Genomic DNA, 21,989 nt, shown 5'->3' on the forward strand with positions numbered 1-21,989 from the left:
TGACGCTCTCGCGCATCGTCTGGTGGTGGCAGAGCGCTGCCGAGGACGCAGAGAAGAAGGCGAAGGCCGCCGAGCGCGCGGCACGCAGGAGGTAGGCCGTGGCGTCGAAGACCATCGAAGCCAAGCTGGTCATCAGCGGCGAAGACCGGGCCTCCTCCGAGATCGCCAAGGTCGTCAAGGCGATGAAGGAGGCCGAGAAGGCCTCCGCGTTCTCCGACAAGGTTGAGAGGCTCGGGAAGGCCTACACCAGCGTCGAGCGCCAGATGCGGGCGGCGACGGCGGTCATGTCCGCCCGCGGTCCCCTGGAGTCGACGGTCAAGAACTTGGCCGCAGTTGAGCGGGAGACCGCCCGTCTGGCCAAGGAGTACGACGTGGCCCGCAAGGCCGTGACGGACTTCGCCGCGGCTCAGAAGGTCGCCAAGACCGCCGACAGCGTCCAGCAGGCTGCAGCGCTCGGTGCGGAGGTGAAGCGTCTGGGCACGGCGTATCGTGCCGCCGAGAAGGACGTGAAGCAGCTGTCCGCCGCCTTCTCCGCGCAGACTTCCACCCTGCGTGCCGCGGAAGGTGCGGCCTCGAAGCTCGGCGTCGACTTGTCGAACTTGGAGAGGCACCAGACCACGCTGGCGCGCCAGACCGATCTGGCCACGCGCGCTCTCAAGGCGCAGGTCGCGGCGGAAGAAGCCGGCGCCCGGGCCACCGAGGCGCGAATCGCCAGGAGCGCACGCCGGCGCGAGGCTCTCGGCACGATCGCGGCGGGCGCCGGTGTGCTGGCGGCGCACGAGGGCAAGAAGATCGGCCTGGAGGCAGTCAACTCGGCCGCTGCCTTCGACATCGCTGTGCGCAAGCAGAAGGTCTACACCGACATCAGCGAGACGGATCAGGCCGCCTTGCTGAAGCAGGCGACCAAGATCGGTCAGGAGACGCAATTCTCCAACATCGACGTCGTGCACGCGCAGACCGCAGCCATGCAGGGCCTGCCGGCCGGGTTCGCACCCCGGCTTAAGGCCGAGGTTGCGCAGGGCATCATCGACAACGTCCGCAACTTCTCGACCCTGATGGACACCGACCTGAAGGAGGGCGCGGAGACGATCCGCTCCTATCTGCAGGCGACCGGCAAGGACATCTCGACCAAGGAGCGCGCGCTCCAGGAGGCGAACAAGGCCACCAATCAGCTCGTGAAGATGGCGAAGCTGGGGGGCATGAACGGCGAGGACGTCTCGCAGTATGTCAAGTTCGCAGCCTCCCCGGGCACGGCGGCCGGCATCTCGACCGAGAGCCTGATGTCGCTCGGCGCCCTGGCGCGGCGTGGTGGCTTGCGCGGTGACGAGGCCGGCGTGTTCATCCGTTCGGTGGCTTCGCACCTTGTCTCGCCGACGAACAAGGGCATGGCCGCGCTCAACGCGGTCGGTCTGAATTTCTCGGACTACGTCACCAAGCCTCAGTCGTTGAGCACGAGCTCGCTGGAGGGCGCGTTCCGGCTCAAGATGGGCAAGGAGTTCACGCCGGCGATCCGGCGGCGGCTCGACGCTATCAACGCCGACCAAGCCCTGATCGCTGATCAAGGCCGCTACACCGCGGCCGTCGTGCAGGCGACCGGTGGCATCCTGGGCAAGGACAAGAAGGGCAAGGTCCGCGCGAGCGATGCGCGCACGGCTGCGAAGACGGTCGGCGAGTTCTACAAGGTCAGCCAGGGCGATGTGGATGTCGAGCGGCTGCTCGATGACGCCATGTCGCGCAAGATGACGCTCGCCCAGCTCAACGCCCTGCTAACGGACAAACACGGCGGTAAGGGCGCGATCACGCAGCGGCAGTGGGACGAGTTCAAGGTCGCCCGCGAGGAGATCAAGAAGTCCGGCGATGATCCTGACTTCGCGAAGAAAAAAGCGGACTATGTGTTCGCCGGCGTTGGCGGCTCGGTCGAGAACCTGAAGGGCTCGTTCGAGAACCTCGTTCTTCAGATCGGCAACGCGAACGCCGGCCTGATCAAGTGGACGGCCGATCTGGCCGGGAACGGGATCGACCTGTTCTCCAGCCTGTCCAAGGAGCAGCAGCAGGCGCTCAGCCTCGGAGGCGGTGCGGCGGCGCTCGGCGGTGGGGCCGTCGCCACCTACACCCTGACGAAGAACCTCCTCGGGTTCGGCGGCGGGGCGGTCGCTCTGAGCGGCTCGGCCGCGGCACTGACGAAATCGGCGGCCCTGTTGGATGCGGCGGCGATCAGGCTGGCCGGTGGCGGGCTCGACCTCCCGGGAGATCCCGACGGCAAGCCGGGCAAGAAGGGCGGAAAACTCGGGCGCTTCGTGAAGGGCGCTGCCGGCATGGTGGGTGTCGGCGTCCTAGCGGATCTCGCCCAGGACTACGGCGTGTTGCAGATGCCGGATCTCGGCAAGGATGGGCTCGGCCGCTCGGCGCTGAACTTCCTCGACCCGAACCTGGGGAACGCTGTCCTCGGGGACCGGGCGAAGGCGATGCCGAGCATGACGCTGGCACCCGGCGCGATGCCACTCACGATCCAGGGCACCGGCATCGGAGGATTCGGCCTGTCCGGCCCGGTCAATCCGGAGGCCGCAGGCAAGGAAGCCGGCGAGAAGGTCGGAAGCGGCGTTGCGGACGGGATCAAGGCCAAGGCCGGCGAAGTGGTCGAGCAGGGCCGCTCGCTGCTCCAGAAGCTGAACGAGCAGTTCCGCGAGGGCATCTTCGTCCCGATCAACTTCGCTCCCGGCGCAGGCATGGGCGGCGGAGGCGGTGGCGGCGGCTTAATCCAGCGCGCGAGCTTCAGCCCGGGCGGCGGTGGTGTCGGCGGTGGTGGTGGAATCGACCTTGGCGGTGCGATGCGCCGCGCCAGTACGGGCGGAGGGTCGGGGGGCGGCGTGAGCGCCGGCATCCCGCGCTTCGGCGGCGGAGGCGGCGGAGTTAAAAGCGGCCGCGGGATCTCAGCCCGCGACATGCGCAACATCGACCCTGAGTTCGCGGCCCACATCCGCGCCTCGGCGCTGTCGCAGGGCATCGACCCGGACATCGCGCTCCGGATCGCCAACAGCGAGGGCCTGCGCGGCTCGAACCCGAACCGGCTCACCCCGGGCGACTACGAGAACGGCAAGCCGACCAGCTTCGGCCCGTTCCAGCTGCACTACGGCCGCTCGGGCGGGCTCGGGAACCGTTACACGGCGGAGACCGGGCACCACGCGAGCGACCCGCGGTACTGGAAGGAGCAGATCGACTTCGCGCTCCGAACCGCCCGCAAGGAGGGCTGGGGCGCGTGGTACGGCCGGAGGGGAGCCGGCATCGGCTTGCGGGACGGCATCGGGACGGTGAAGCCGGTGCCGATGGCAAAGGACGGCGAGCCCAAGCTGGTGAAGGGCCTCGACGGCAAAGAAGGCCTCGACCTCGGCAACGGCACGATGCGGATGCCGGACGGGTCGATCCGGTCGATCACCCGCAGCGGCCTGGAGATTCCGGACGCGCCGGCGGGCGGCATCGGCGCGGCGGGCAACGGCCGCGGCAGCATCGGCGCGCATGTCGAGGAGTTCGGCCGCCATGTGGACCGGCTCCAGGACATGGGCGTCCACGCGCAGGTGGAGGTCACAGGCCTCCGGCGCAGTGGCCTCCGGGCGACGGCTCTGCGGGTGCGAGGTCGCGGCGGCATGTCGGCAGACCTCGGCGTCAGCGAGCCTGGCGCCAAGGAAGATCTGAGCGACTGGACCTGAGGAGGGGCGGCCATGCTGGATATCACCGCCCACACCCCGGGGCTCAAGGAGGGGATGCAGCCGCTCGTCGCGTTCGGAGCGCGGTTGCCCAACGCCCAAGCCAACGTCCTGAACCGTATGCTGACCCGGACGCGCAGCGCCGTCGTGCCGGCGCTGACGCGGCAGACTGGGCTGTCCCGTAGGATCATCGACAAGGCAGTGCGCACGTTTCGCGCCTCGCCGCAGAACCCGCGCGTCATGCTGCTCACCCGCGGCGGCGAGATCTCCTTCCGGTACTTCGGCGCGCACGAGGTGCCCGGCGGCGTCGCGGCGACGGTGCGTGGCAAGGCCGACTTCGTAGAAGGTGGCTTTCGGCGCTCGGGCCCGCGCGGTCGGCGCGTGATGGTCGCGAAGCTGAACCGGCAGGTTTACGTCAATACGGACGGCAAGCGCTGGCGCGGGCACATCCGGGTCGAGAAGACCGGTGTGTTCATCCCCTACGACATGGTCAGCGGCCAGACGGCGGCGACCTTCAACCGGCTGGTGGTCACGGATCTGCCGGCCGAGGTCGAGCGGGAGCTGGCGAAGCTGCTGCCGGTGGCGGGTCGCTGATCCGTGCGTAACTGGCCGAAGACGATCCCGGGCGCCTCGTTCAAGGGGTTCCCGTTCCAGGTCGACGACGAGGGCATCGGCGAGTCCGGCCGCTTCGTCGCGCTCCACCCCTACGTGAAGGCCGAGGTCCACGGCACGGAGGACATGGGCCGCAAGGCCCGGACTTACCACGTCACGGCGTACATCGTCGGGGACGATGCGGACGCCGCGGCGATGGCGTTCGTGGAGCGGTGCTCAACGCCCGGCGCCGGCATGCTGGTGCTGCCGATCACCGAACCGGTGATGGCCCACTGCGTCGGCTGCGCCACGAACAACCGCAAGACCGAGATGGGCAAGGTCGCCTTCGACCTGCGCTTCCTGGAGCAGGGATCCGAGTTCGGCGGCCCGGTACCGATCGCCCTCGGTGATCGGATCGCCCAGGGCGCCCTCGACACGCTCGGGGATGTCGTCGCCGACGCGATCAGCGCCTTCGTGCCCGACGAGCGCGTCGGCTTCCTACCGCCGTTCTGAGGCTCGCCCCTATGGCCTCGCCTCCCTCATCCGCCATCGCCGGCGCGGCCGTCTCTGCCGTCGCCCTGGCCGATGTCATCGCCGGGCTCGCCCGCGGGCTTCCGCTTCCGGCGGAGACTTCCCAGTCCGCGGTCTCGACTTGTCGACGGATCGCCGGCATCGCAGCCCCCCGGCTGTTTACCCTCTCGAACGCGGCGGCGATCGCTGCCGACCTGATCTTGACTGTGCAGACTGTCGCTCGGGACGCCGCTCCGGCCGATGCGAGCGCCGGCCTCTACGCCGCAGCGGCCGCGACCCGGTCCTGCGCGCCGACCAGCGCCTCGCCGGTGCTGACGCAGGCCTACAGCCTTGCCCGGGCGCTGTGCGTCTCCGTCGAGGCTACGTGCTTGGGCGAGGCGTTCCTGTGCGAGGCCCGGACCGACTTCGGCGACCGGCAGGCTGCCAGCGCCGCGCGGGACCGGATCACGGCGGCGATGGAAGGCACTATTGACCGTGTCGCGGGCACGCTCGGGCAGCCGGCCGCCTTCGTACTGACCACCGCGGCCGGACAGACCTGCGCGCACCTCGTCGACCTGTCGGGCAGCCTGCAGCCGCTGATCCGCGCCCAGGCCGGCCGCTCGTTTCCGTCGACCGCGCTGGCGTGGTCGCTCTACGCCGACCCGAACCGCGCCCCAGAGCTGGTGGCGCGCAACCGCGTCGGGACCCCGTTCCACATGCCGGCGACCTTCGAGGCGCTGGCTCCGAAGGTGTGACGATGGCGGGAGAAGGCGAGATCGTCAGCCTGATCGTGGGCGGCCACGCCCTCCAGGGGTGGCAGGGCGTGCACATTACCCGCTCGGCCGAGGCCGCAGCCATCTCGTTCTCGCTCCGGTGCGTGAACCCGTCCTGGACCGACGAGGCCGCCGCCGTGCGCCGCGGCGGCCTCGTCCAGATCCGGGCGACACCCGACGAGGAAGTCGGCGCGCGCGGCGGCGGCGACCTGATGTGCACCGGCTACGCCGACGAGTACGAGTCCGAGACCGGGCGCGGCGCGCGGCGCGACGTCGGAATCGCCGGCCGGTCCAAGGCCGGCGACGCGATCGACTGCCCCCCGGCCAAGCACAAGACCGGGCTGGTCGAGAACAAGGACCTCCTGGGCGTCGCCAAGGAGCTCGACGAGTTCGGCATCGGTTTCTTCACGGACCAGACGCTGGCCAAGATCCCCATGGTCCAGCACGTACCGGGTCAACCGTTCTTCGTGACGCTGGAGCGGGAGGCGCGCCGGGAGGCGTTACTGCTGACCGGCCAGCCCGATGGGCGGGTCAAGATCACCCGGGCCGGCGGCAAACGCCACGCGGGCGTGCTGATCGAGGGCGAGCCGCCGATCGAGAGCATGAAGCTCCGGCTCTCAATCAAGAGCAAGCGCTCGCACATCCACGTGCGCGGCCAGAAGTCCCTAGGCACCGACAAGGACAGCCTCCGGCAGGAGGAGACCGAGCAGGACGACAGCGTCGAGCGCTACCGCCCGGAGATCCTGTTCAACGAGGGGTCCGACACGTCGAAGGAGCTGAACCGCCGGGTGAAGTGGCGCAAGCTGCGGCGCTCGGGGTCCGGCATCTCGATCATCACTTGTGTCGCCTCGTGGCGCGACGCGGCCGGCAAGCTCTGGGAGCCGGGCCAGCTCGTGGCGGTGAAGAAGCCCACCGACAAGATCGACCAGGACCTCGCGATCTCGACGGTGACCTTCAACCAAGTGGCCAGCGAGGGCGAGGGCACCGGCACATGGGCCGACCTGACGCTGGTGGACCCGCGCACCCTGGGTGCGAAGTCGGGCGGCAAGGGGTCCGGGTCTGGCGCCGGTGACGGCGGCGGCAACGACAGCGATTTCACCGCCGGCCTGGACGACGCGCACCTCGACGATTCCAAGGTCGACTACGGCGCCTTCTCGAAGCGCGGGGGCGCCTGATGGGCGGTCGGCTATTCCGGGTCGAGCACGTCGAGGCCGACGACGAGGGCGATCAGCAGACGCTGACGCTCTATGGGCTGCCGAACGAAACCCTCAAGAAGGTCCCGCGCGTCCAGCACTTCGGGCTCACCTCGAACCCACCGGTCGGCTCGCATGGCATGGGCCTCCAGTTCGGCGGACAGGATGGCAGCCGCCTCCTCAACGCCGCGCTCGGCCTGGAGCACGCCGCGTCCCGGCCGCGCAAGCTGAAGCCCGGGCAGAGCACCATCTACGACGACAAGGGCAACGCCACCCGTTACCTCGGCGACGACGGTATCTGGCACGACGCCAAGGATCGCCCGCAAAAGATGACGGGCAAGACCATCGAGATCACCGGCACCGACAAGGTGGTGGTGAAGGTCGGGAACATGACCGTCACGGTGACCGCGAACCGGGTCGATCTCGGCGGCGAGGGTGGCTCGCCGGTGATGACCCAGGCCGGCGCTTCGTCGGTCGTCTTCGCCAAGGTCTGATCGGAGCCACCATGCTGCTCACCCTGACGCCGCTCGCCGATGCGGGCGTGGTCGCGCTGCCGCCGGATCTGGTGTGGCTGAAGGCCGATGGCTCCCGGGCCGGCACCGGCTACGGCGTGCGTGGCGACTTCGCCGTCTCCGTCTCGGCCGCGGACGGGCCCGGGGGCCTGGAGGCGAAGAACCCGCTTCAGACCGCCGTCATCGCCCTGCTGTTCACCGACGTCCGGGTCGAGGGCTACGAAATCGATGCCGGCCGAGCGGGTGATCAGCGCGGCTGGCCCGGGGATGGCTTCGACATTGATACGGCTGCCGGCGAGCAGCCGCTCGGCTCGAAGCTCTGGCTCCTACGCCGGATGGATCTGAACGACCAGACGGCGATGTGGGCCCAGGCAGAGGCCAAGCGCGCCCTCGCGCCGCTCAAGGCGCAGGGCCTGTGCGTGAAGATCGAGGCCACGGCCACGCCCGACTTCGCCAACGACACGCTGTGGCTGGCCATTGCGCTCTACGGCCGTGACGGCGCGCAGGTCTACGCCTCGAAGTTCGATCTGGTCTGGAAGCTCGCCACCGGAGGCGCTTGATGGCGGGCTACACGATCCGATCCCTGGCGCAGCTCGCCGCGGAGGCCACGGGCGCCTTCGTCCAGGCCGTGCAGGGGACCGCGACCAAGCTCTGGCCGAACGTCTGGCGCGTCGAGGGCAAGGTCCTCGCCCTGATCGGCTTCGAGATGGAGCAGCGCCGGGCGTGGCTCGTGCGCCAGCTCTTCGCCTCGACCGCGGAACGGGTCTGGCTGATCCGCCATGGGTTCGAGTTCGGGCTCCAGCCGGAGCCGGCCAACACAGCGATGGGCACCGCGACGACGCAGGCGAGCCCGGGAACCGTCGTGCCGATCGGGCTACAGTATGCCCGCGGAGATGGCGTGACCTTCACGACGACAGCGGCCGTGGCCGTGATCGGGAATGACGTCAGCCTGCCGCTCGAAGCCGATGTCGCCGCGTCTGCCGGCAACACCCCGGCGGGCACAGTGCTGACGCTGGTCAATCCCGACGACGCGCCGGCCGGCCTCGGCAGAACCTGCACCGTCGGCGAGGCGTCCGACGGGACCGGGCTCTCGGGCGGGGCCGATGAGGAGAGCCTGGAGAGCTTTCGCGCCCGGGTGCTCTACCGCAAGCGCAACCCGCCGCAAGGTGGCTCGGCCCCGGACTACGTCGCCTGGGTGCTGGAAGCGGTCCCGACCGCCGTCGCCGTCTACGTCGACAGCTTCCAGAACGATAGCCGCTCGGTGTGGGTGCAGTTCACGGTGTCGGACCAAGCCCAGGGCATCCCCACCGCCGGGCAGGTCGCCGCGGCGCAGGCCTACATCGACGATCCGATCCGGCGCCCGATCACCGCGCGCGTGTTCGTGTCTGCCCCGATCCCGGTGCAGCAGGACATCGTCATCGGGGGGCTCGACCCGGACACGACGGACATCCGCGCTTCGATCGAATCGGAGCTCGCCGCGGCCTACACGGACCGCGCGCGCCCCGGGAAGCCGTCCGTCGATTTCGTGTTCTCGGCCTCATGGCTCGCCGAGGCGATCTCCCGGGCCACCGGGGAAGATCGCCATCGCTTGCTGAGTCCGGCGTCCGACCAAGTGTTCACTGCCGGCAATCTGCCGGTCCTCGGCTCGATCGCCTACATCGACTGACGCGGGGCGACGATGAGCGACGTGGTTGCGGGCTGGCCCTGCTATGGCCTTCCGGTCGATCCGCCCTCGGTGGCCGATGTGGAGGCGCAGCCGACCGCGGACAGCCTCCTCCCGCAGATCCTGCCGCTCTGCCCGCGTGGAGCCGCCTGGGGTACCGACGAGACCGGGGACGGGAAAGGCGCGGCGCCAGTCCAGCGCGCCTTCTGGCGGGCCCTGGCGGCCTTCGCCGCCGGCCATCTCGGGCTCGATTGGCAGGCAGCAACCCAGACGTTCCCGTCGGCGATCACCTACACCCTCCCGGACTGGGAAAAGGAATACGGGCTGCCCGGCCCGTGCGCCTCGGGTGCCGGTGGCATTCCGGTGCGTCAGGCGGCTGTGCGGGCGAAGTTCGCCAGCTTCGGCGGCCAGTCGCCGGGGTACTTCGTCTGTCTCGCCTACAGCCTCGGATACGAGATCACGATCGAGGAGCCGACGCAGTTCCTGTGCGTCGAGTCCGAGTGCGTCGGGGACGCCATCCAGGAGACCTACTTCCGCTGCGACGACAGCGTGGTCGGTCAGGATGGCGACCCGATCGAGGGCTTCATCTTGCCGACCGACGCCGCCGCAGGCGACGAGGTCTCTGATCAGACCGTCTGGCAGTACTGGGTCGTCCATGTCGGGCCGACTCGCGAGACATGGTTCAGGTGCGACGAAGGCGAGTGCGACTACGATCCGCTCGAGGGCTTCGTGCCCGACGAAGATCTTGAGTGCGCGCTGCGCGCCGTCGAGCCCCAGCACACGCATCTCGTGTTTAGCTACGCCGCCGCCGCCTGAGCGCTGCGCCTTCTGATCTGAGCCAACCCGCCACCCGCGTTGCCTGAGGGCGCGCGTGACGCTGCGAGTCGTCATCCCGCCCGGAGAGACATATGCTCTACCATCCGCCGCCCGGCTCAACAGACGCGAATGCGCCCTACGTCGGCAAGAACGTGGCCGCCGGCACGCAGGGGTCGAGGGTGCCCCCGGCTGCGATTGAGTTCACCCAGCGCGAGATCGTCAACGCGATCATCTCTGCGGGACTGGCTCCGTCCGATGCAAATCTGTTTCAGCTTTGGGAGGCGATCCAGGTCGCTGCCGCCACGGGCGGCACGACCACGATCACAAACCTCCGGATCGCGGGCGGGCGTTACGCCATCCTCACCGGTACCGGCAACTGGATCGTGCCGGCGGGGGTCACCACGATCCGCGCGCTCTTGAACGCCGGCGGTGCAGGTGGTGGCGGCGCCTTCACGGGCGGCTCGTTTCAGGCCGCAGGCGTGGGCGGCGGCGGCGGCGAGTATGCCGAGGGCACCTTCGTCGTCACGCCCGGCCAGACGCTCGCCTACAGCGTCGGCGCGGGGGGCACCGGCGGTCTGGGTTCTTCGACCCCGACCGCGGGCGGCAACGGCGGCACGACGGCGCTCGGTGGCCTGATCTCGGCCAACGGTGGCGTCGGCGGCAGCGCGGGCCTCAATGGCATCGCTTCCGGTGGCGGTACGGGAGGCACGGGCGGGAGTGGCGGTGGCCGTCGGCAGCCCGGCGGGGGCGGTGGCTTCGGTATCATCTCGGGCCCGACCGGCACCCTAGGCGGGACTGGCGGCTTCTCACCGTTCGGCGGTCCTGGTCCGTCCCCTAACGCTAACGCCAACGGTACCGGCGGGTATGGGCCCGGCGGCGGTGGAAATGGCGGAGCGGCAACGTCCGCTAGCCTGTCCGGCAATGGCGCGGGCGGTTCGAACGGTGGCAACGGCGCGGCCGGCACGCTCATCATCCAATACTGAGGACGCCACCAATGACCCAGTACGTTCTCCTGGCCGCAGGCGTCGTGCACGCCGTGCTCGCCCTGCCGGCTGGCGCCGAGCCGAAGGATCTGCTCCCGAAAGCCGCGCTGAAGGACGTCGTTGCCGCTCCGGACGAAGTCGCTGAGGGTTGGACCTATGACGGGGCGAACTTCGCCGCCCCGGTTGCCGCGCCGCCACCCGCAGTCACGCCGGCCGAACTGGCGGCAATGAAGGCCGATCTCAAGCGGCGGGTCGACACGGCGGCCGAGGAGCTGCGCCTGTCTCTGATCACGCCCGGCTCTGGCCAGGCGATGGAGTACCAGGAGGCCTATGCGCAGGCCCAGGCCGCGCTGGCGGCGTCGGGCGAGATCAAGCCCGCGGACTACCCGATGCTGGCGGCCACGATCGGCGTCGACTTCGACCCGGAGACTGGCAAGCCGGCCGTCGACGTGCTCGGCGTGGCGCGGTCCGTCAAGGCGGCCTACGAGGCGTTCCTCGTTGCCGGAGCGGCCATTCGTGGCGCCCGGCTGCTTGCGAAGGCGGAAATTGATGCAGCCGCTGACGCGGATCACGCGCAGGCCGTGTTCGCGGCCATCGCGTGGTCCGAGCTGGGCTGACGCCGCTCATGGCCGCTCTGGCGCCCATCCAGCTGATCCAGCCGCAGCGGGTCGACTTCGACACGACACAGGTGACCGACTGGCTCGACGGTCTGCCGGTGATCGGCACCCCGAGTCCTGGCGGCACGCTGGCGGGCGCGGCCAACGTCGGCAACGGTACCCTGACGGTGGCGAGCGTCGCTCCCGGCACGGTCTACGGGGCCCACGTGGTCTCGGTCACGGCGATTGCCGGCGGTCTGACATATCTCAGCGCAGCGGATCCGAACGGGGTCGTCACCGCGAGGGGGGCTGTCGGCGTGCCGCTCTACGCCGCCGGCATCACCCTGACGCTGGCGCAAGGCGCGACGCCGTTCGCGGTCGGGGATGCCTACGCGATCAGCGTCGTTCCGGCCGCCGTCGACATCACCGGCTTGGTGTTCGACCTCGATGCCCGCCCATCTACGGGCGCGGCGACGATCGCACTCAAAGCTACGAGCGGCGGCCTCAACCCGGCTATCGCCAACGGCGGCCCGCTCGGCGTGATCGCGATGTCGGTGGCGCGAGCAGCTATGGCCCGGTTGCCGGTGAAGCCCGAGGGCTACCCCTACGGCATCACCGCGACCGATCCGGTCTCGGGCCTCAAGGTTCCGGCCTTCTACGGCCTCATCCACCACACCGCCGTGCCGGCGCAGATCGGACAGGGGGCCTGACGCATGGCGATCCGAGGCTCTTCGCTCGCCAGCGCCATCGTGCCGCTCGGCGGCCCCGCAGGTCTGCCAGGCCAGAGCACCTATGCGGCGTGGCTCGCGCTCGGAAATTCTGGGACATTGGCCGACTTTGTCGCGGCTCAAAAAGGCGCTCCTGGAATAACACAAGACATCTCAGCAAAATCTAGCCGAGGCCACACGACTGTTGCGGACACCAATTACCAAATTCTCACAACCGATGTTGACGTCGGCTTCACATCAATAACGGTCCCGCATATTGTCAAGCTCTGTGACGTTGACGCATACCCACTTGGCCAAGATCTCGTTATCGGCGATGAAAGCGGCACCTGCTCGGCGACCAACACGATCACTATCCTCGTCGGCGACGGCACAAGCGACACGATCCCCCAGCAGAGCGACGGCACGATCGTGCTGGCCTACCCCTACGCTTCCGTCCGCCTACGTCGCGGTGCCGCCAACATCTGGAAGATCGTCTGATGCGCATGAACCGCTTTCTCGCTGCTGCGGCGGCGCTGTTCATCGTCGTCTTGCCGGCGAGTGCGGATCAGAACCTCGGCGCTGCTCGGATACAATCGGGCACGAACAGGCTGGTTCTGCCCGGCGGCCCCACCCTCGGCACCTACCAGAACGGCCAGTTCACCTCTCAGCCGTACAACATCCAGATCCAGGGCTCTGGGTCTACCGGTGACGTGTCGGGGATGAGCGTGCCCGCGCCGAATAGCGCGGCGGCCCAGGGCACCTTATCGTGGTTCATCGGCTGGCTCGCCGGCACCAACACCGTCGCCGATCTGCGCACCAACCTGCGCGCTACGCTGTTCAAGAGCGTTCAAACGCTCGGCTACGCGACTGTCGGAGATGGCGGTGGGGGGCGGTATTTCTGGACAAATGACACCACGACGGCGGATGACGGGTGTTCCGTCATCGTTGCGGCCGATGGTGGACGCTGGAAGCTCGACCTAACTGGGCCGCTCAGTCCGAAGACGTGTGGGGCGAGGTTAGACAACTCCGTCGATGATACCGCCGCGATCAACAAGGCCATCGCGGCAAAGGCGGCTGCCGGCGGTGGGCGGGTTCAGTTCCCGGCCTTCACGGCGTTCAAGGCCGGCGGCGTCCAGCTCCGCAGCATGGTTGAGGTGGTCGGCCCCGGCCCGCGTGTCGGTGTCTGGTACTGCTCAGCCGACCCGTGCATCTCCAAGGTCGCTGGCGAACAGCTCTCCGGCGCCAAGTTCACGGACTTCCGTATTTTCCCGGGCAGCCCCGCGCTCTACACCGCGACGGTGATGTCCTTCGGGACAATGAACCATTCCGAGGTCGGCAGGCTGCTGATCGAAGGGTTCCTGTCGAGCACCAGCGGCGCGACGATCCTCACTCTGGGCGGCGAAGTCGCGACCAACATCACGGACAGCAATCTCGGGTCGAACGTGACGTGGAACCGATTCCACGACATCACGGTCTACGGCTGCGGAACCTGCTGGATTATTCAGGGCAAGTATGCGGCAGGCGCGAACCAGGGAGACGGAAGCCCACCTTATCCGCAACAGGTCACAACCCACAACACCTTCGACCAAATTAATCTGTTCTATGTCCAAAACAAATGTATTTCGATCAAAAACTCGGCCGATACGAACGTGTGGTTTGGCGGTCTATGCAATCTTCATGGGCAGACGGTGGTCGGCATAGCTCACGGCGATGACGCTACATACACCGGCAAGAATAGCTGGGTAGGTGCGAACAAGTTTATTGGGTTCGGCTTCTCAGCTGACGGCGGGCCGTCTAATATTACGCTGTGGTTCAGCCCAAACTATAATTCGGCTGCCGAGTGTATTGGCTGCGAAACCGATGTAGACCCATCTCGGCCAGGCTACACGATCGTCAGCATGCCTTATGCCAAGAGCTATAGTCTATGCGGCAAGCGGCTCGACAATATCGGCAACGACTGGCTCGGCTGCCAGCGCAAGGGCATCGCCTGGGATCAGACAAGCGTCATCGGCGCCCCGGCCACCGGGTTCTCGCTGACGTGGCCCACCGCCTACAACAAGCTGATCCTGGCCGGCGGTGGCACGCTGGCTTCCGGCACGGTGGCGCTGCCGTGCAACCCGCCCAACGGTCTACGCGCCGTCTTGGCGACCTCCGGTTTGACGGTCACCAGCCTCAGCGTGGTGTCATGCGCGGGCGCTGGCCAGAACATCTACGGCTCGCCCGGCACGGTCAGTCAAACCGCACCCGTTGTCTTTCGCTACGATGCCGACTCAAACGGCTGGTTCCGAGACTAACGTTTAGCACTTTTACTTTTGGCTCACCCACGCCGCTCGCCGAAAGCCTAACTACCTCGGCATTCGAGCCGGCAACAACCTGCGCGCCTCACCGCCCGGCACATTCTGCGCCCGGTCTTCATCAAGGGTGCCGCCACCGTCTGGATCTGCGCCTGGTCGCCACGTTGGCGCTGACGCTTCACCATCCCTGAAATCGTGAGGACGACATGACCGCTGCCCTGGACCGGCAGGCGTTCTTCGCCGCTGCGCGCAAGAACCCATTTCCGATGGCCCTCACGCAGGGGCAGGTCACAGGCATGACCTCCATCCTCGACGCCTGCCCACCCGATCTCGGCACCGCGGCGCTGGCCTACTGCCTCGCCACCGCCTTCCACGAGACTGCCCGCACCATGCTCCCGATCAAGGAGATGGGCGGCGAGGCCTACTTCCGGCGCATGTACGATCCGCAGGGCGATCGGCCGGCGACCGCCAAGACGCTCGGCAACACGGTTCCGGGTGACGGAGCCAAGTTCGCGGGCCGTGGGTACGTCCAGCTGACCGGTCGGGCGAACTACCGCCGTGCCACCGGCGAGCTGCAGAACCGCGGCTACCTGGACCGGTCGCTCGACCTCACCGTCGCGCCCGATATGGCGATGACGCCAGACATCGCGGCGCCGATCATGTTCCTGGGCATGGCCGAGGGCTGGTTCACCGGCAAGAAGCTCGGCGACTACTTCGGGCCTGGCAAGCTCGGCGACCCAGTCAACGCTCGCCGGATCATCAACGGGACCGACAAGGCGCAGACGATCGGTGCCTACCACGACGCGTTCCTGAAGGCGCTCAAGGCCGCGGGGCACGTCCCGGGCGGCATGGTCGCCGCGGCGCCGATCGTGCCGGTCCAAGTCGCGCCCGTGCCCGTGGTCGAGGCCGCCCCGGTCCCGCCCGTGTTCGCGCCGGCCCCGCGCAACAGCGGCTCGCCGCCCCTACCCGTTCCTGCCCCCGCGCCCGAGCCGATCGCGCTCGGCTTCTGGGGCACCATCGCCGCGCGGCTGCGGGCCGCCTATCCCCGGAAGGACAGCTGACCATGGCCAGCGGAATCGGCGGAGCGATCGGCTCCATGATCGGCGGCGTCATCACGGGTGGCGTCGGCCCGGCGATCGGCGCGGCGCTGCCCTCGATCGCGGACACGGCGAAGGTGCTAGTCGAGCGCCTCGTTCCCGATCCGAATGCGAAGGCGGAGGCGCAGGCGGAGATCGAACAGGCGCTCGCCGCCCGCGAGGTCGCTATCGTCAACGCGACCATGGAGATCGCCAAGGCGCAGACGCAGGTGAACCTCGTCGAGGCGCAGGGGAACGACCGGTTTTCGGCCCGGTGGCGGCCGTCCGTCGGTTGGATCTGCGCCGCGGGCTTCGGCTACCAGTTCGTGGTCGCGCCGATCCTGACGTGGACGACGAACCTCGCCGGGGTGATCATCGGCGCGCAGATCCCGCCGGCGCCCATGCTGTCGATCAACGACCTGATGGTGGTGCTGACCGGCATCCTCGGCCTGGGCATCCAGCGCACCTTCGAGCGGACGAGCGGCGTGCCCGGCGCTCTGCCTGGTCCGCAGCCGGTCAAGCGCTGAGCCGCTCCGGTGAGCGCCGTTCCGAAGATGCGTGAGAAGCGATGGCTCCCGAAGAGCGACGGTACACGGCCGACGAGTGGCGGGAGATCCAGGCGCAGTACCGCGAGCAGCCCCGGCGGGGGGTCCGGACGATGTACCCGGATCCGTTGGATGAATGCGAGCTAGGGCCCTTCGTGCCGGAGGGGGCTTTTTCGCCAGGGCGCGGGCGGACGGAATCGCCGCCTCGCCATCACGCCCACGTCGAGACTTGGATCTCGACGCTGAGCGTGGAGGACATCGCGAAGCTGGAGACCCTGATCGCGCTCCGGACTGAGACTGTGAAGTGGGTCGCCGAGAAGAATAGCCGCGAGCTCGAGCGCCTGGATGGGGCGGTCGAGTTCATCTCGTCCTCGCGCACCGCGGCGAAGGTGCTGATGTGGGTCTGCGGCGTGGCCGTGACCTGCGTCACCGGGTCGATCGCGTTGGCGAAGGCTGGATACGACGCCTTCGCGCTCTTCCGAGGGATCGGCAAATGATGGTGCGCGTTCTCGGCCTCACCTGCCTGAGCCTGGTCAGCGCATCCATCCTCTCCGCTGCCGGCATGCTGGCCTGGTTCGCGGCGGACCGGGCCATCCCGGTGGAGGTGCTGTCCTCCGAGGTGCTGACGCCCCGGGTTCGCCCTGGTGACAAGCTCGTGGTTCGCCAGCGCGTCCGCTACCTGCGCAACTGCTCCGCGCACGTGGATCGGCTGCTCCTGGACAGCCACACCCACCGCGAGTTCCTGCGGGACATCGACTACGAGTACCCGCCGCTCGGGCTGGGCATTCGCACGATCACCTTCGAGGAGGAGGTGCCGGCCAACTTCGGGCCCGGCCTGGGCGAGTACCGGGCCGCCCCCAGTTACGCCTGCAACCCGCTCCAGAAATACTACTGGCCGATCTCCCGGCCGGAGACGGTGCTTGGCTTCCAGATTGCCGACGACGTGCGGCAGGCCTCGCCGTGACCTGCGCGCCTGTCGAGCAGGATCTCTCCGGCGTTCTGGCCCTGATCGCCCTAATGGTCGGCCTGATCGTCGGGAACGCTACCAAGCGGTGCCCGCCGCGGGAATGACCACCCCACCACTGCCTGACCTACCGAGCCCCGCCGGCACCGCCGCGCGGGGCTTTTTCTTTTCTGCTAGCCTTCGCCTCAGCGCCTCAGCGCCTCGCCAGTCCGAGCGCAGCCAGCAGCGGGCTCTTGGCCTTTGTGTTCGCTGCTGCAGCTTGGGCCGCGACCGCAGCCTCAGCACTATCCAGCCGCGCTTGTATCGCTGCTTTTTCCGCCTCCACACGTGCAAGGCGAATTTCAAGATCCGATACCTTGCGTGCGCTAGCCTCGCTGTCGGCTTGAGCCTGCGTTTCGGCCTTCACCAAGGCCTGCTCAGCGGTGCCTCGAGCCAGAAGCTCATGCATCTTCTGCTCGTTCAGAATCCAGTTGTCTCTGACCAGCTCAGCTTCGTGAGCCTTGAGGTCATAGATCACCTGAGCGGCAAGTTCGCCCTCCTTCCAAGACGCAGGGGTACGCTCAGCTAGTGTCTCTGGACCTGGTTCTAGGATCCGGCCACGGCAAACGAATATCGCCGTGATCGTTTCGCCAGACATCATTTTCTCTGCTGTGGTCTTTGGAAAATCAAAGTCTGTCTCTCGTACTGTCACCTGCTCGCGAGGAAGATGCAACTCGCGCTTCAATAATTCCTTATCTGCGAATTTTCCGTCAGTGTGATGCTCATAGCACTCCACTTCCGTGAAAAATCGCGAGAGCTTCGCGTGCCAAGCGGTGGGCGGGATATGATGGACATGGAATTGGTTGTCCATGTCGGATTTCGCGACCTTGGCAGAACAGATCGGAGGCACCGCTACGATCGTAAGCCCGTCGGGAGTCATGACACGCGCGCATTCTGCGCAAAGCGTATCGATCTCTCCGACGTGCTCAAAAACATTAGAACTGAAAACTAGGTCGAAAGACCCGTCTTCGAAAGTCAATGGTTTGCCAAGGTCAGCAACTTCGAACGCGATCGGATCATTTGCGTATTCGACTTGGCAATGCTTGACCGCAACCTCGCCAGCATCAACCGCAAGAACTTTAGCGCCCTGGCGCGCGAGATAAACCGAGCCATATCCGGACCCGCATCCGGCGTCGAGCACACGCTTGCCTTTGGCGAACGGCAAGGCGAACCGATAGATCGAAAGGTGCGCCCAATACCCCCAATGATTGTCGACGATCATACGTTCGCCGTTGTTAGTTAGCTCTTCAGCGGAGATATCGGTTGCGGACACACGGACCTCCCTTCGGATACCGCCTCTTAAGGCGCCTCCTAGTCTCCTGCAACCTCTAGTAGGTTTGGCCAATCAGATCAGGCGCTCCCCCGCCCCGTGAGCAGATCGGGGCGGGCTGAAGGGGCGGTTCAGAATGGGCAAGCCGCCGGTAGTTAGCTGTTCGCAGCGCGCCGCGTGGTACTGGTCACTCAACCATCGTCTTCAACCCATCGTGGCGGAGCCGAATCTGGCAACCATCTGAAGACCCTTCTCTGTAGCGATCTGCTGATACCTAGGGTGTGATATGTGCCCTCAATTGCAATAGTAGCGTCCATAGTCACTGCGCCGTTGAGAACAGGGCAATTCACCAGCGCTTTGCGGTTGGGGCCTATTAGACTCACATTGTTGCTAGGCTTCGTGAAAGCACTGTTTGTTATAGTAAGTTCAGGAATGCGCAATTTTATCACTCTACACAGCGTTGCTACATCTTTTGCTGCTAGAATGCTGCTAGGGTTCGCGATTGAAAATGGCAGGGAAAAAGCGCTATATGATTGCGAGACCGCTTCAACTTGCAGCGCCGCTTGAGACCAGAATGTCAGTGCGCCGGTTGCGATCGTCACCAGACCAGCCAACGTACCGACGAGAACTCGGGTGCGTCGGCGCGCAGGAGAGAGACGGCGCCACAGGCTTGGCTTCGGCGCTGGTGGCAGGGGCTTTGTTGGGGGCAATGTTGGTTGCCGTGTGTTTCTCCGTCCTCTACTTTTTGGCATAGTACGGCAGCATTCCTCGATAGCTTTGCAACTCCGAGGATGACCGGGCCGGGCCGCTTCCACAAGCGCCCGGCCCATTTCGTTAAGGGCGCCGCGTTACCGCCGCCGGCATGTCAGCCAGCCCCGCCCCCGCCGATCTCCCGCCCGCCGTCGCCACCTGGCGCGACCAGATTGAGCGCCTGTCCGAGCATGCCTCGCCGTGCCGGTATCTCCTGCCGACGAAATGGCCGCCGATGCGGGCGAGCGCGCTGGCCTTCATTGATCAGTTCGGCGCCGAGGCGGACCGGCTGGGATGGACGGCGCCGCAGCTTTTCGGGGTCCACCCGCAGCACGGATTCCTGCGAGTGGAATATGCCGGAGCCCTGATGGTCAATGGCGCGCCGGCCATCGGCGTCGAGGCCGACCGGATCGTCTTCGATAGCTTCTCCGGCTACCGGACGAAGCCGGGTCAGGTGTGGGGGCCGCCGATCTGGGAGTTCGCTGCGCGGACTCGCTGACGCTCCGCCTCATCCTCGACCGCATGCCGCCTCTTCGCGGCGATCACTTCCTCGATCCAGGCGATGGCCATCTCGTGCGCCTGGATAGTCCGGACGTCGCCGACCGCCTGCCCGATCTGCCACCGGTGCCAGGATCGCACGTCGACTAGCGCCTGAAGGTAGGCCTTCTGCTCATCGCTCACGGATCGATGTCCTTCCTGGGCATTCACCCAACCCCGCCCGTACCCGCCTACCAAATTTTTTTGCTATAGGCAGAGCGGATGACACATCCGTCGTAACCCGATCTTATGGCCCCCCCCCACAGAACCCTTGACATCCGTCTGTAGCTTGGTTCTAAGTAAAATATTCCCTTGTTCTTCCATTTATCCGATCCCCAAATGTTGTCTATATTATCCATGCGTGATGCTGTCTCTTATTTAGCTCCAAGAGCTACTCGACGAAATAGCATACCAAAAATCGTGCATTGATGAATGCTTCAAATAATCCAAAATATCAGGCGATAAGCAGCGCCAATTCGCAAATATTATTTATAACGGAACTATCGGGTTCTAACGGGTTTATCTGATGCTGCGCGTTCTTGATAAATTATGGGGTGAAGCGAACCTTCTCGATGAGCTGCCCGGCGCCCCCGTCTATCAAGATGCCATATACGTCCCCTTCGATCCGGGACACTACATCGCACACGACCCAACCTGGGGATTGTTCGATGCGGTCGGCAAGCCGATCGAAGCAGGCCTCTACCGGCGCGGCGGCTTCGGAGGCGTAGAGCGGGTCAGCGGAGGGACAGGTTTCGACGGTTCTCCGATGAGTTCAGCGGATCCAACCTTCGATTACGTCTACCTCGGCCCAGTCATGCAGCACTACGGGCACTTCATTACCGCGACCCTCGCCCGTTGTTGGCACCCCTACCTACATCCGAGCCCATCAACACGATATATCCTGCACTGCGAGGTGCCGATCGAAACACTCTTCTCTTACCCTTACGCAGCACAAAGCTTCGCACGTCTCGGTCTCAATCCCACGAACGTCGTGCGGTTCACCGAGTCGACGCATCTTGGTCGCGTCCTCGTACCTGAGCCAGCATTCGAGGAGCAGCATTACGTTCGATCAATTTTTGGACAGATGTGCCGGTATATTGGTGCTGACGTCCCCACGAATGATGCCAGTGATGTACCGATCTACCTTTCCAAACTCAGGTTGCCTGCCGGCGTTGGACGATTTCGCAACGAGAGTGCATTCGTAGCGCAGCTGGAGCATATGGGCTTTAAGATTTGTTTTCCCGAAACTCTGACGCTGCGTGAGCAAATCGCGCTATTCAACGTACATCGTTTCGTCGTTGGGGCAGGATCCGGGCTGCATACCGCTTTGTTCAGTGCCCGATCCCCACTGATCATCGCGCTCGCACTAAACGAAAGCGTCAACTCAAACTTCACCTTGATCGATCTTGCGGCGAGAACCCGCACCCTGCACCTCTTCCCAGGAGAAGGGACGCGCTGGAACCACCACCCCGATCAGTTCCCCTCGTTCCTCGCTTACATGCGCGGGCAAGCCCAGGTCGTCGAGAGTCTGGGGCACGAGCAGGGGTTCATGTCCGATGCAGAAATTCCCGATCCCGCGCAATTTGCTATTGAAATCGCTGACCTTTTACGGGATCGGGGCGCTTTGATTTGATCTGCTAGACGATGACGGCTCGCTCCCCCACGATGACATGTTGCGGGGCAGGCTTATTACGGCGTTCGATTACCACCATCGAGTCATAGAAGGCGATGGTTTGTGTCATGCGCGCAAATACTTCGTCCGGGGCCTCTGTATCCAATGCGTAAGTGGCATGCAGCTTGTCGACAAGCTTCTTCGTGTACTCGATGAAGCTGGGACCCTCTCGCTCACCCTTGTACTCGGGCCAGTAGGAGGTATGGGTATCTTCGCAGATATAAATACCGTCTGGTGCTAGCTGGGGGTATAGGAACTCGAAGGTCGCAACCTGATGTTCCCAGATATGGCTGCCGTCGTCGATAACGACATCGACCCCACCCATCGCTTCTATGACACGGGCGAGCAACGCGGTGTCGGCTTGGCTTCCAATGTGCACTGAAACGTCTACGTCGTCGATTTTTGCGCATCGCGGATCGATATCTATGCCGCGGATCGTAGCGCGCGAACCGAAGTAGGCGCGCCACATCTGCAGCGAGCCACCATTGTGCACGCCAAGCTCTAAGAGCCGTATGCGCGATCCGCGATATCGCCCAAGATGCCGGTCGTAGACCTCTAGATAGTGATGCCATTTGGACCGCATGCGGTCGGGGGAATTGTAAAATGCGACCTCACAGAGGTTCTGCGCCTGCTTGAGCTGGGCGCTTACGTCGACCGGCACGGTGAGCCTAGTGCAGATTTCAGCAACGGTACGCGTCAAGCTTGCCTCCTTGCGCTTGTCTCTGGATTGGTACGCCTGCTTTGCAGAGAAAGGTAGCCAAGGCAAAGCCGGCACGGTTTCGATCATCGACCGGTGC

Annotated in this window: 23 protein-coding genes; 20 read left to right on the forward strand and 3 right to left on the reverse strand. The window is 65.9% G+C overall.

Going from position 1 to position 21,989, the window contains the following annotated elements; genetic code table 11:
• Window positions 1-98 precede the first annotated feature (98 nt).
• The 18 genes from ABC766_RS27260 to ABC766_RS27345 all read left to right on the forward strand — a co-directional run bounded on the left by ABC766_RS27260 (window position 99) and on the right by ABC766_RS27345 (window position 16,924).
• Window positions 99-3,704, forward strand: coding sequence for a phage tail tape measure protein (locus tag ABC766_RS27260; RefSeq protein WP_345819932.1), 3,606 nt, complete (start codon window positions 99-101; stop codon window positions 3,702-3,704).
• Between the two features lie 12 nt (window positions 3,705-3,716).
• Window positions 3,717-4,295, forward strand: coding sequence for a hypothetical protein (locus ABC766_RS27265; protein WP_345819933.1), 579 nt, complete (start codon window positions 3,717-3,719; stop codon window positions 4,293-4,295).
• Between the two features lie 3 nt (window positions 4,296-4,298).
• Complete coding sequence (locus ABC766_RS27270) at window positions 4,299-4,805, forward strand: DNA circularization N-terminal domain-containing protein (RefSeq protein ID WP_345819934.1); 507 nt, start codon at window positions 4,299-4,301, stop codon at window positions 4,803-4,805.
• Window positions 4,806-4,816: 11 nt separating this feature from the next.
• Window positions 4,817-5,557, forward strand: a complete 741-nt coding sequence (locus ABC766_RS27275; protein ID WP_345819935.1) for a hypothetical protein — start codon at window positions 4,817-4,819, stop codon at window positions 5,555-5,557.
• A 2-nt stretch (window positions 5,558-5,559) separates the two neighbouring features.
• Entirely contained in the window at window positions 5,560-6,750 is a 1,191-nt protein-coding gene (locus ABC766_RS27280) for a phage baseplate assembly protein (RefSeq protein WP_345819936.1), read from the forward strand.
• The gene (locus ABC766_RS27285) at window positions 6,750-7,262 is read left to right on the forward strand and encodes a phage baseplate assembly protein domain-containing protein (RefSeq protein ID WP_345819937.1); all 513 of its coding nucleotides are present in this window, start codon (window positions 6,750-6,752) and stop codon (window positions 7,260-7,262) included. Before ABC766_RS27280 ends, ABC766_RS27285 begins: the two co-directional genes overlap by 1 nt.
• A gap of 11 nt (window positions 7,263-7,273) precedes the next feature.
• Complete coding sequence (locus tag ABC766_RS27290; RefSeq protein WP_345819938.1) at window positions 7,274-7,840, forward strand: phage GP46 family protein; 567 nt, start codon at window positions 7,274-7,276, stop codon at window positions 7,838-7,840.
• A complete protein-coding gene (locus ABC766_RS27295) occupies window positions 7,840-8,946 on the forward strand; it encodes a baseplate J/gp47 family protein (RefSeq protein WP_345819939.1) in 1,107 nt (368 codons plus the stop codon). Before ABC766_RS27290 ends, ABC766_RS27295 begins: the two co-directional genes overlap by 1 nt.
• A 12-nt stretch (window positions 8,947-8,958) precedes the next feature.
• A complete protein-coding gene (locus tag ABC766_RS27300; RefSeq protein WP_345819940.1) occupies window positions 8,959-9,759 on the forward strand; it encodes a putative phage tail protein in 801 nt (266 codons plus the stop codon).
• 92 nt (window positions 9,760-9,851) lie between these two features.
• A complete protein-coding gene (locus ABC766_RS27305; RefSeq protein ID WP_345819941.1) occupies window positions 9,852-10,742 on the forward strand; it encodes a hypothetical protein in 891 nt (296 codons plus the stop codon).
• A 44-nt stretch (window positions 10,743-10,786) separates the two neighbouring features.
• Window positions 10,787-11,359 (forward strand): hypothetical protein, encoded by a 573-nt coding sequence (locus ABC766_RS27310; protein WP_345819942.1) that lies wholly within the window; start codon window positions 10,787-10,789, stop codon window positions 11,357-11,359.
• An 8-nt stretch (window positions 11,360-11,367) separates the two neighbouring features.
• Entirely contained in the window at window positions 11,368-12,048 is a 681-nt protein-coding gene (locus ABC766_RS27315) for a hypothetical protein (RefSeq protein WP_345819943.1), read from the forward strand.
• A gap of 3 nt (window positions 12,049-12,051) precedes the next feature.
• Entirely contained in the window at window positions 12,052-12,543 is a 492-nt protein-coding gene (locus ABC766_RS27320) for a hypothetical protein (RefSeq protein WP_345819944.1), read from the forward strand.
• Between the two features lie 5 nt (window positions 12,544-12,548).
• Window positions 12,549-14,339: a hypothetical protein gene (locus ABC766_RS27325; protein ID WP_345819945.1), complete on the forward strand. Its 1,791-nt coding sequence runs from the start codon at window positions 12,549-12,551 to the stop codon at window positions 14,337-14,339.
• A gap of 206 nt (window positions 14,340-14,545) precedes the next feature.
• Window positions 14,546-15,400, forward strand: a complete 855-nt coding sequence (locus tag ABC766_RS27330) for a hypothetical protein (RefSeq protein ID WP_345819946.1) — start codon at window positions 14,546-14,548, stop codon at window positions 15,398-15,400.
• A gap of 2 nt (window positions 15,401-15,402) precedes the next feature.
• A complete protein-coding gene (locus tag ABC766_RS27335; RefSeq protein ID WP_345819947.1) occupies window positions 15,403-15,942 on the forward strand; it encodes a 3TM-type holin in 540 nt (179 codons plus the stop codon).
• 41 nt (window positions 15,943-15,983) lie between these two features.
• Window positions 15,984-16,457: a hypothetical protein gene (locus ABC766_RS27340; protein ID WP_345819948.1), complete on the forward strand. Its 474-nt coding sequence runs from the start codon at window positions 15,984-15,986 to the stop codon at window positions 16,455-16,457.
• Window positions 16,454-16,924, forward strand: a complete 471-nt coding sequence (locus ABC766_RS27345; RefSeq protein ID WP_345819949.1) for a hypothetical protein — start codon at window positions 16,454-16,456, stop codon at window positions 16,922-16,924. The genes ABC766_RS27340 and ABC766_RS27345 overlap by 4 nt, the downstream gene beginning before the upstream one ends.
• A gap of 193 nt (window positions 16,925-17,117) precedes the next feature.
• Here ABC766_RS27345 and ABC766_RS27350 read toward each other — a convergent pair whose 3' ends face one another.
• A complete protein-coding gene (locus ABC766_RS27350; protein WP_345819950.1) occupies window positions 17,118-18,236 on the reverse strand; it encodes a class I SAM-dependent methyltransferase in 1,119 nt (372 codons plus the stop codon).
• Between the two features lie 859 nt (window positions 18,237-19,095).
• Here ABC766_RS27350 and ABC766_RS27355 point away from each other — a divergent pair.
• Window positions 19,096-19,482, forward strand: coding sequence for a hypothetical protein (locus ABC766_RS27355; RefSeq protein WP_345819951.1), 387 nt, complete (start codon window positions 19,096-19,098; stop codon window positions 19,480-19,482).
• Here the strand turns inward: ABC766_RS27355 and ABC766_RS27360 are convergent.
• Entirely contained in the window at window positions 19,434-19,664 is a 231-nt protein-coding gene (locus tag ABC766_RS27360) for a hypothetical protein (RefSeq protein ID WP_345819952.1), read from the reverse strand. The two genes, ABC766_RS27355 and ABC766_RS27360, sit on opposite strands and share 49 nt — an antisense overlap.
• A 382-nt stretch (window positions 19,665-20,046) precedes the next feature.
• Here ABC766_RS27360 and ABC766_RS27365 point away from each other — a divergent pair, with 382 nt between their 5' ends.
• Window positions 20,047-21,153 (forward strand): glycosyltransferase family 61 protein, encoded by a 1,107-nt coding sequence (locus ABC766_RS27365; RefSeq protein ID WP_345819953.1) that lies wholly within the window; start codon window positions 20,047-20,049, stop codon window positions 21,151-21,153.
• A gap of 4 nt (window positions 21,154-21,157) precedes the next feature.
• On the opposite strand, the gene ABC766_RS27370 is transcribed toward ABC766_RS27365, so the two are convergent.
• The gene (locus ABC766_RS27370; RefSeq protein WP_345819954.1) at window positions 21,158-21,979 is read right to left on the reverse strand and encodes a class I SAM-dependent methyltransferase; all 822 of its coding nucleotides are present in this window, start codon (window positions 21,977-21,979) and stop codon (window positions 21,158-21,160) included.
• Window positions 21,980-21,989 lie beyond the last annotated feature (10 nt).

This window comes from Methylobacterium fujisawaense (assembly GCF_039619325.1).
GTDB classification, from domain to species: domain Bacteria; phylum Pseudomonadota; class Alphaproteobacteria; order Rhizobiales; family Beijerinckiaceae; genus Methylobacterium; species Methylobacterium fujisawaense.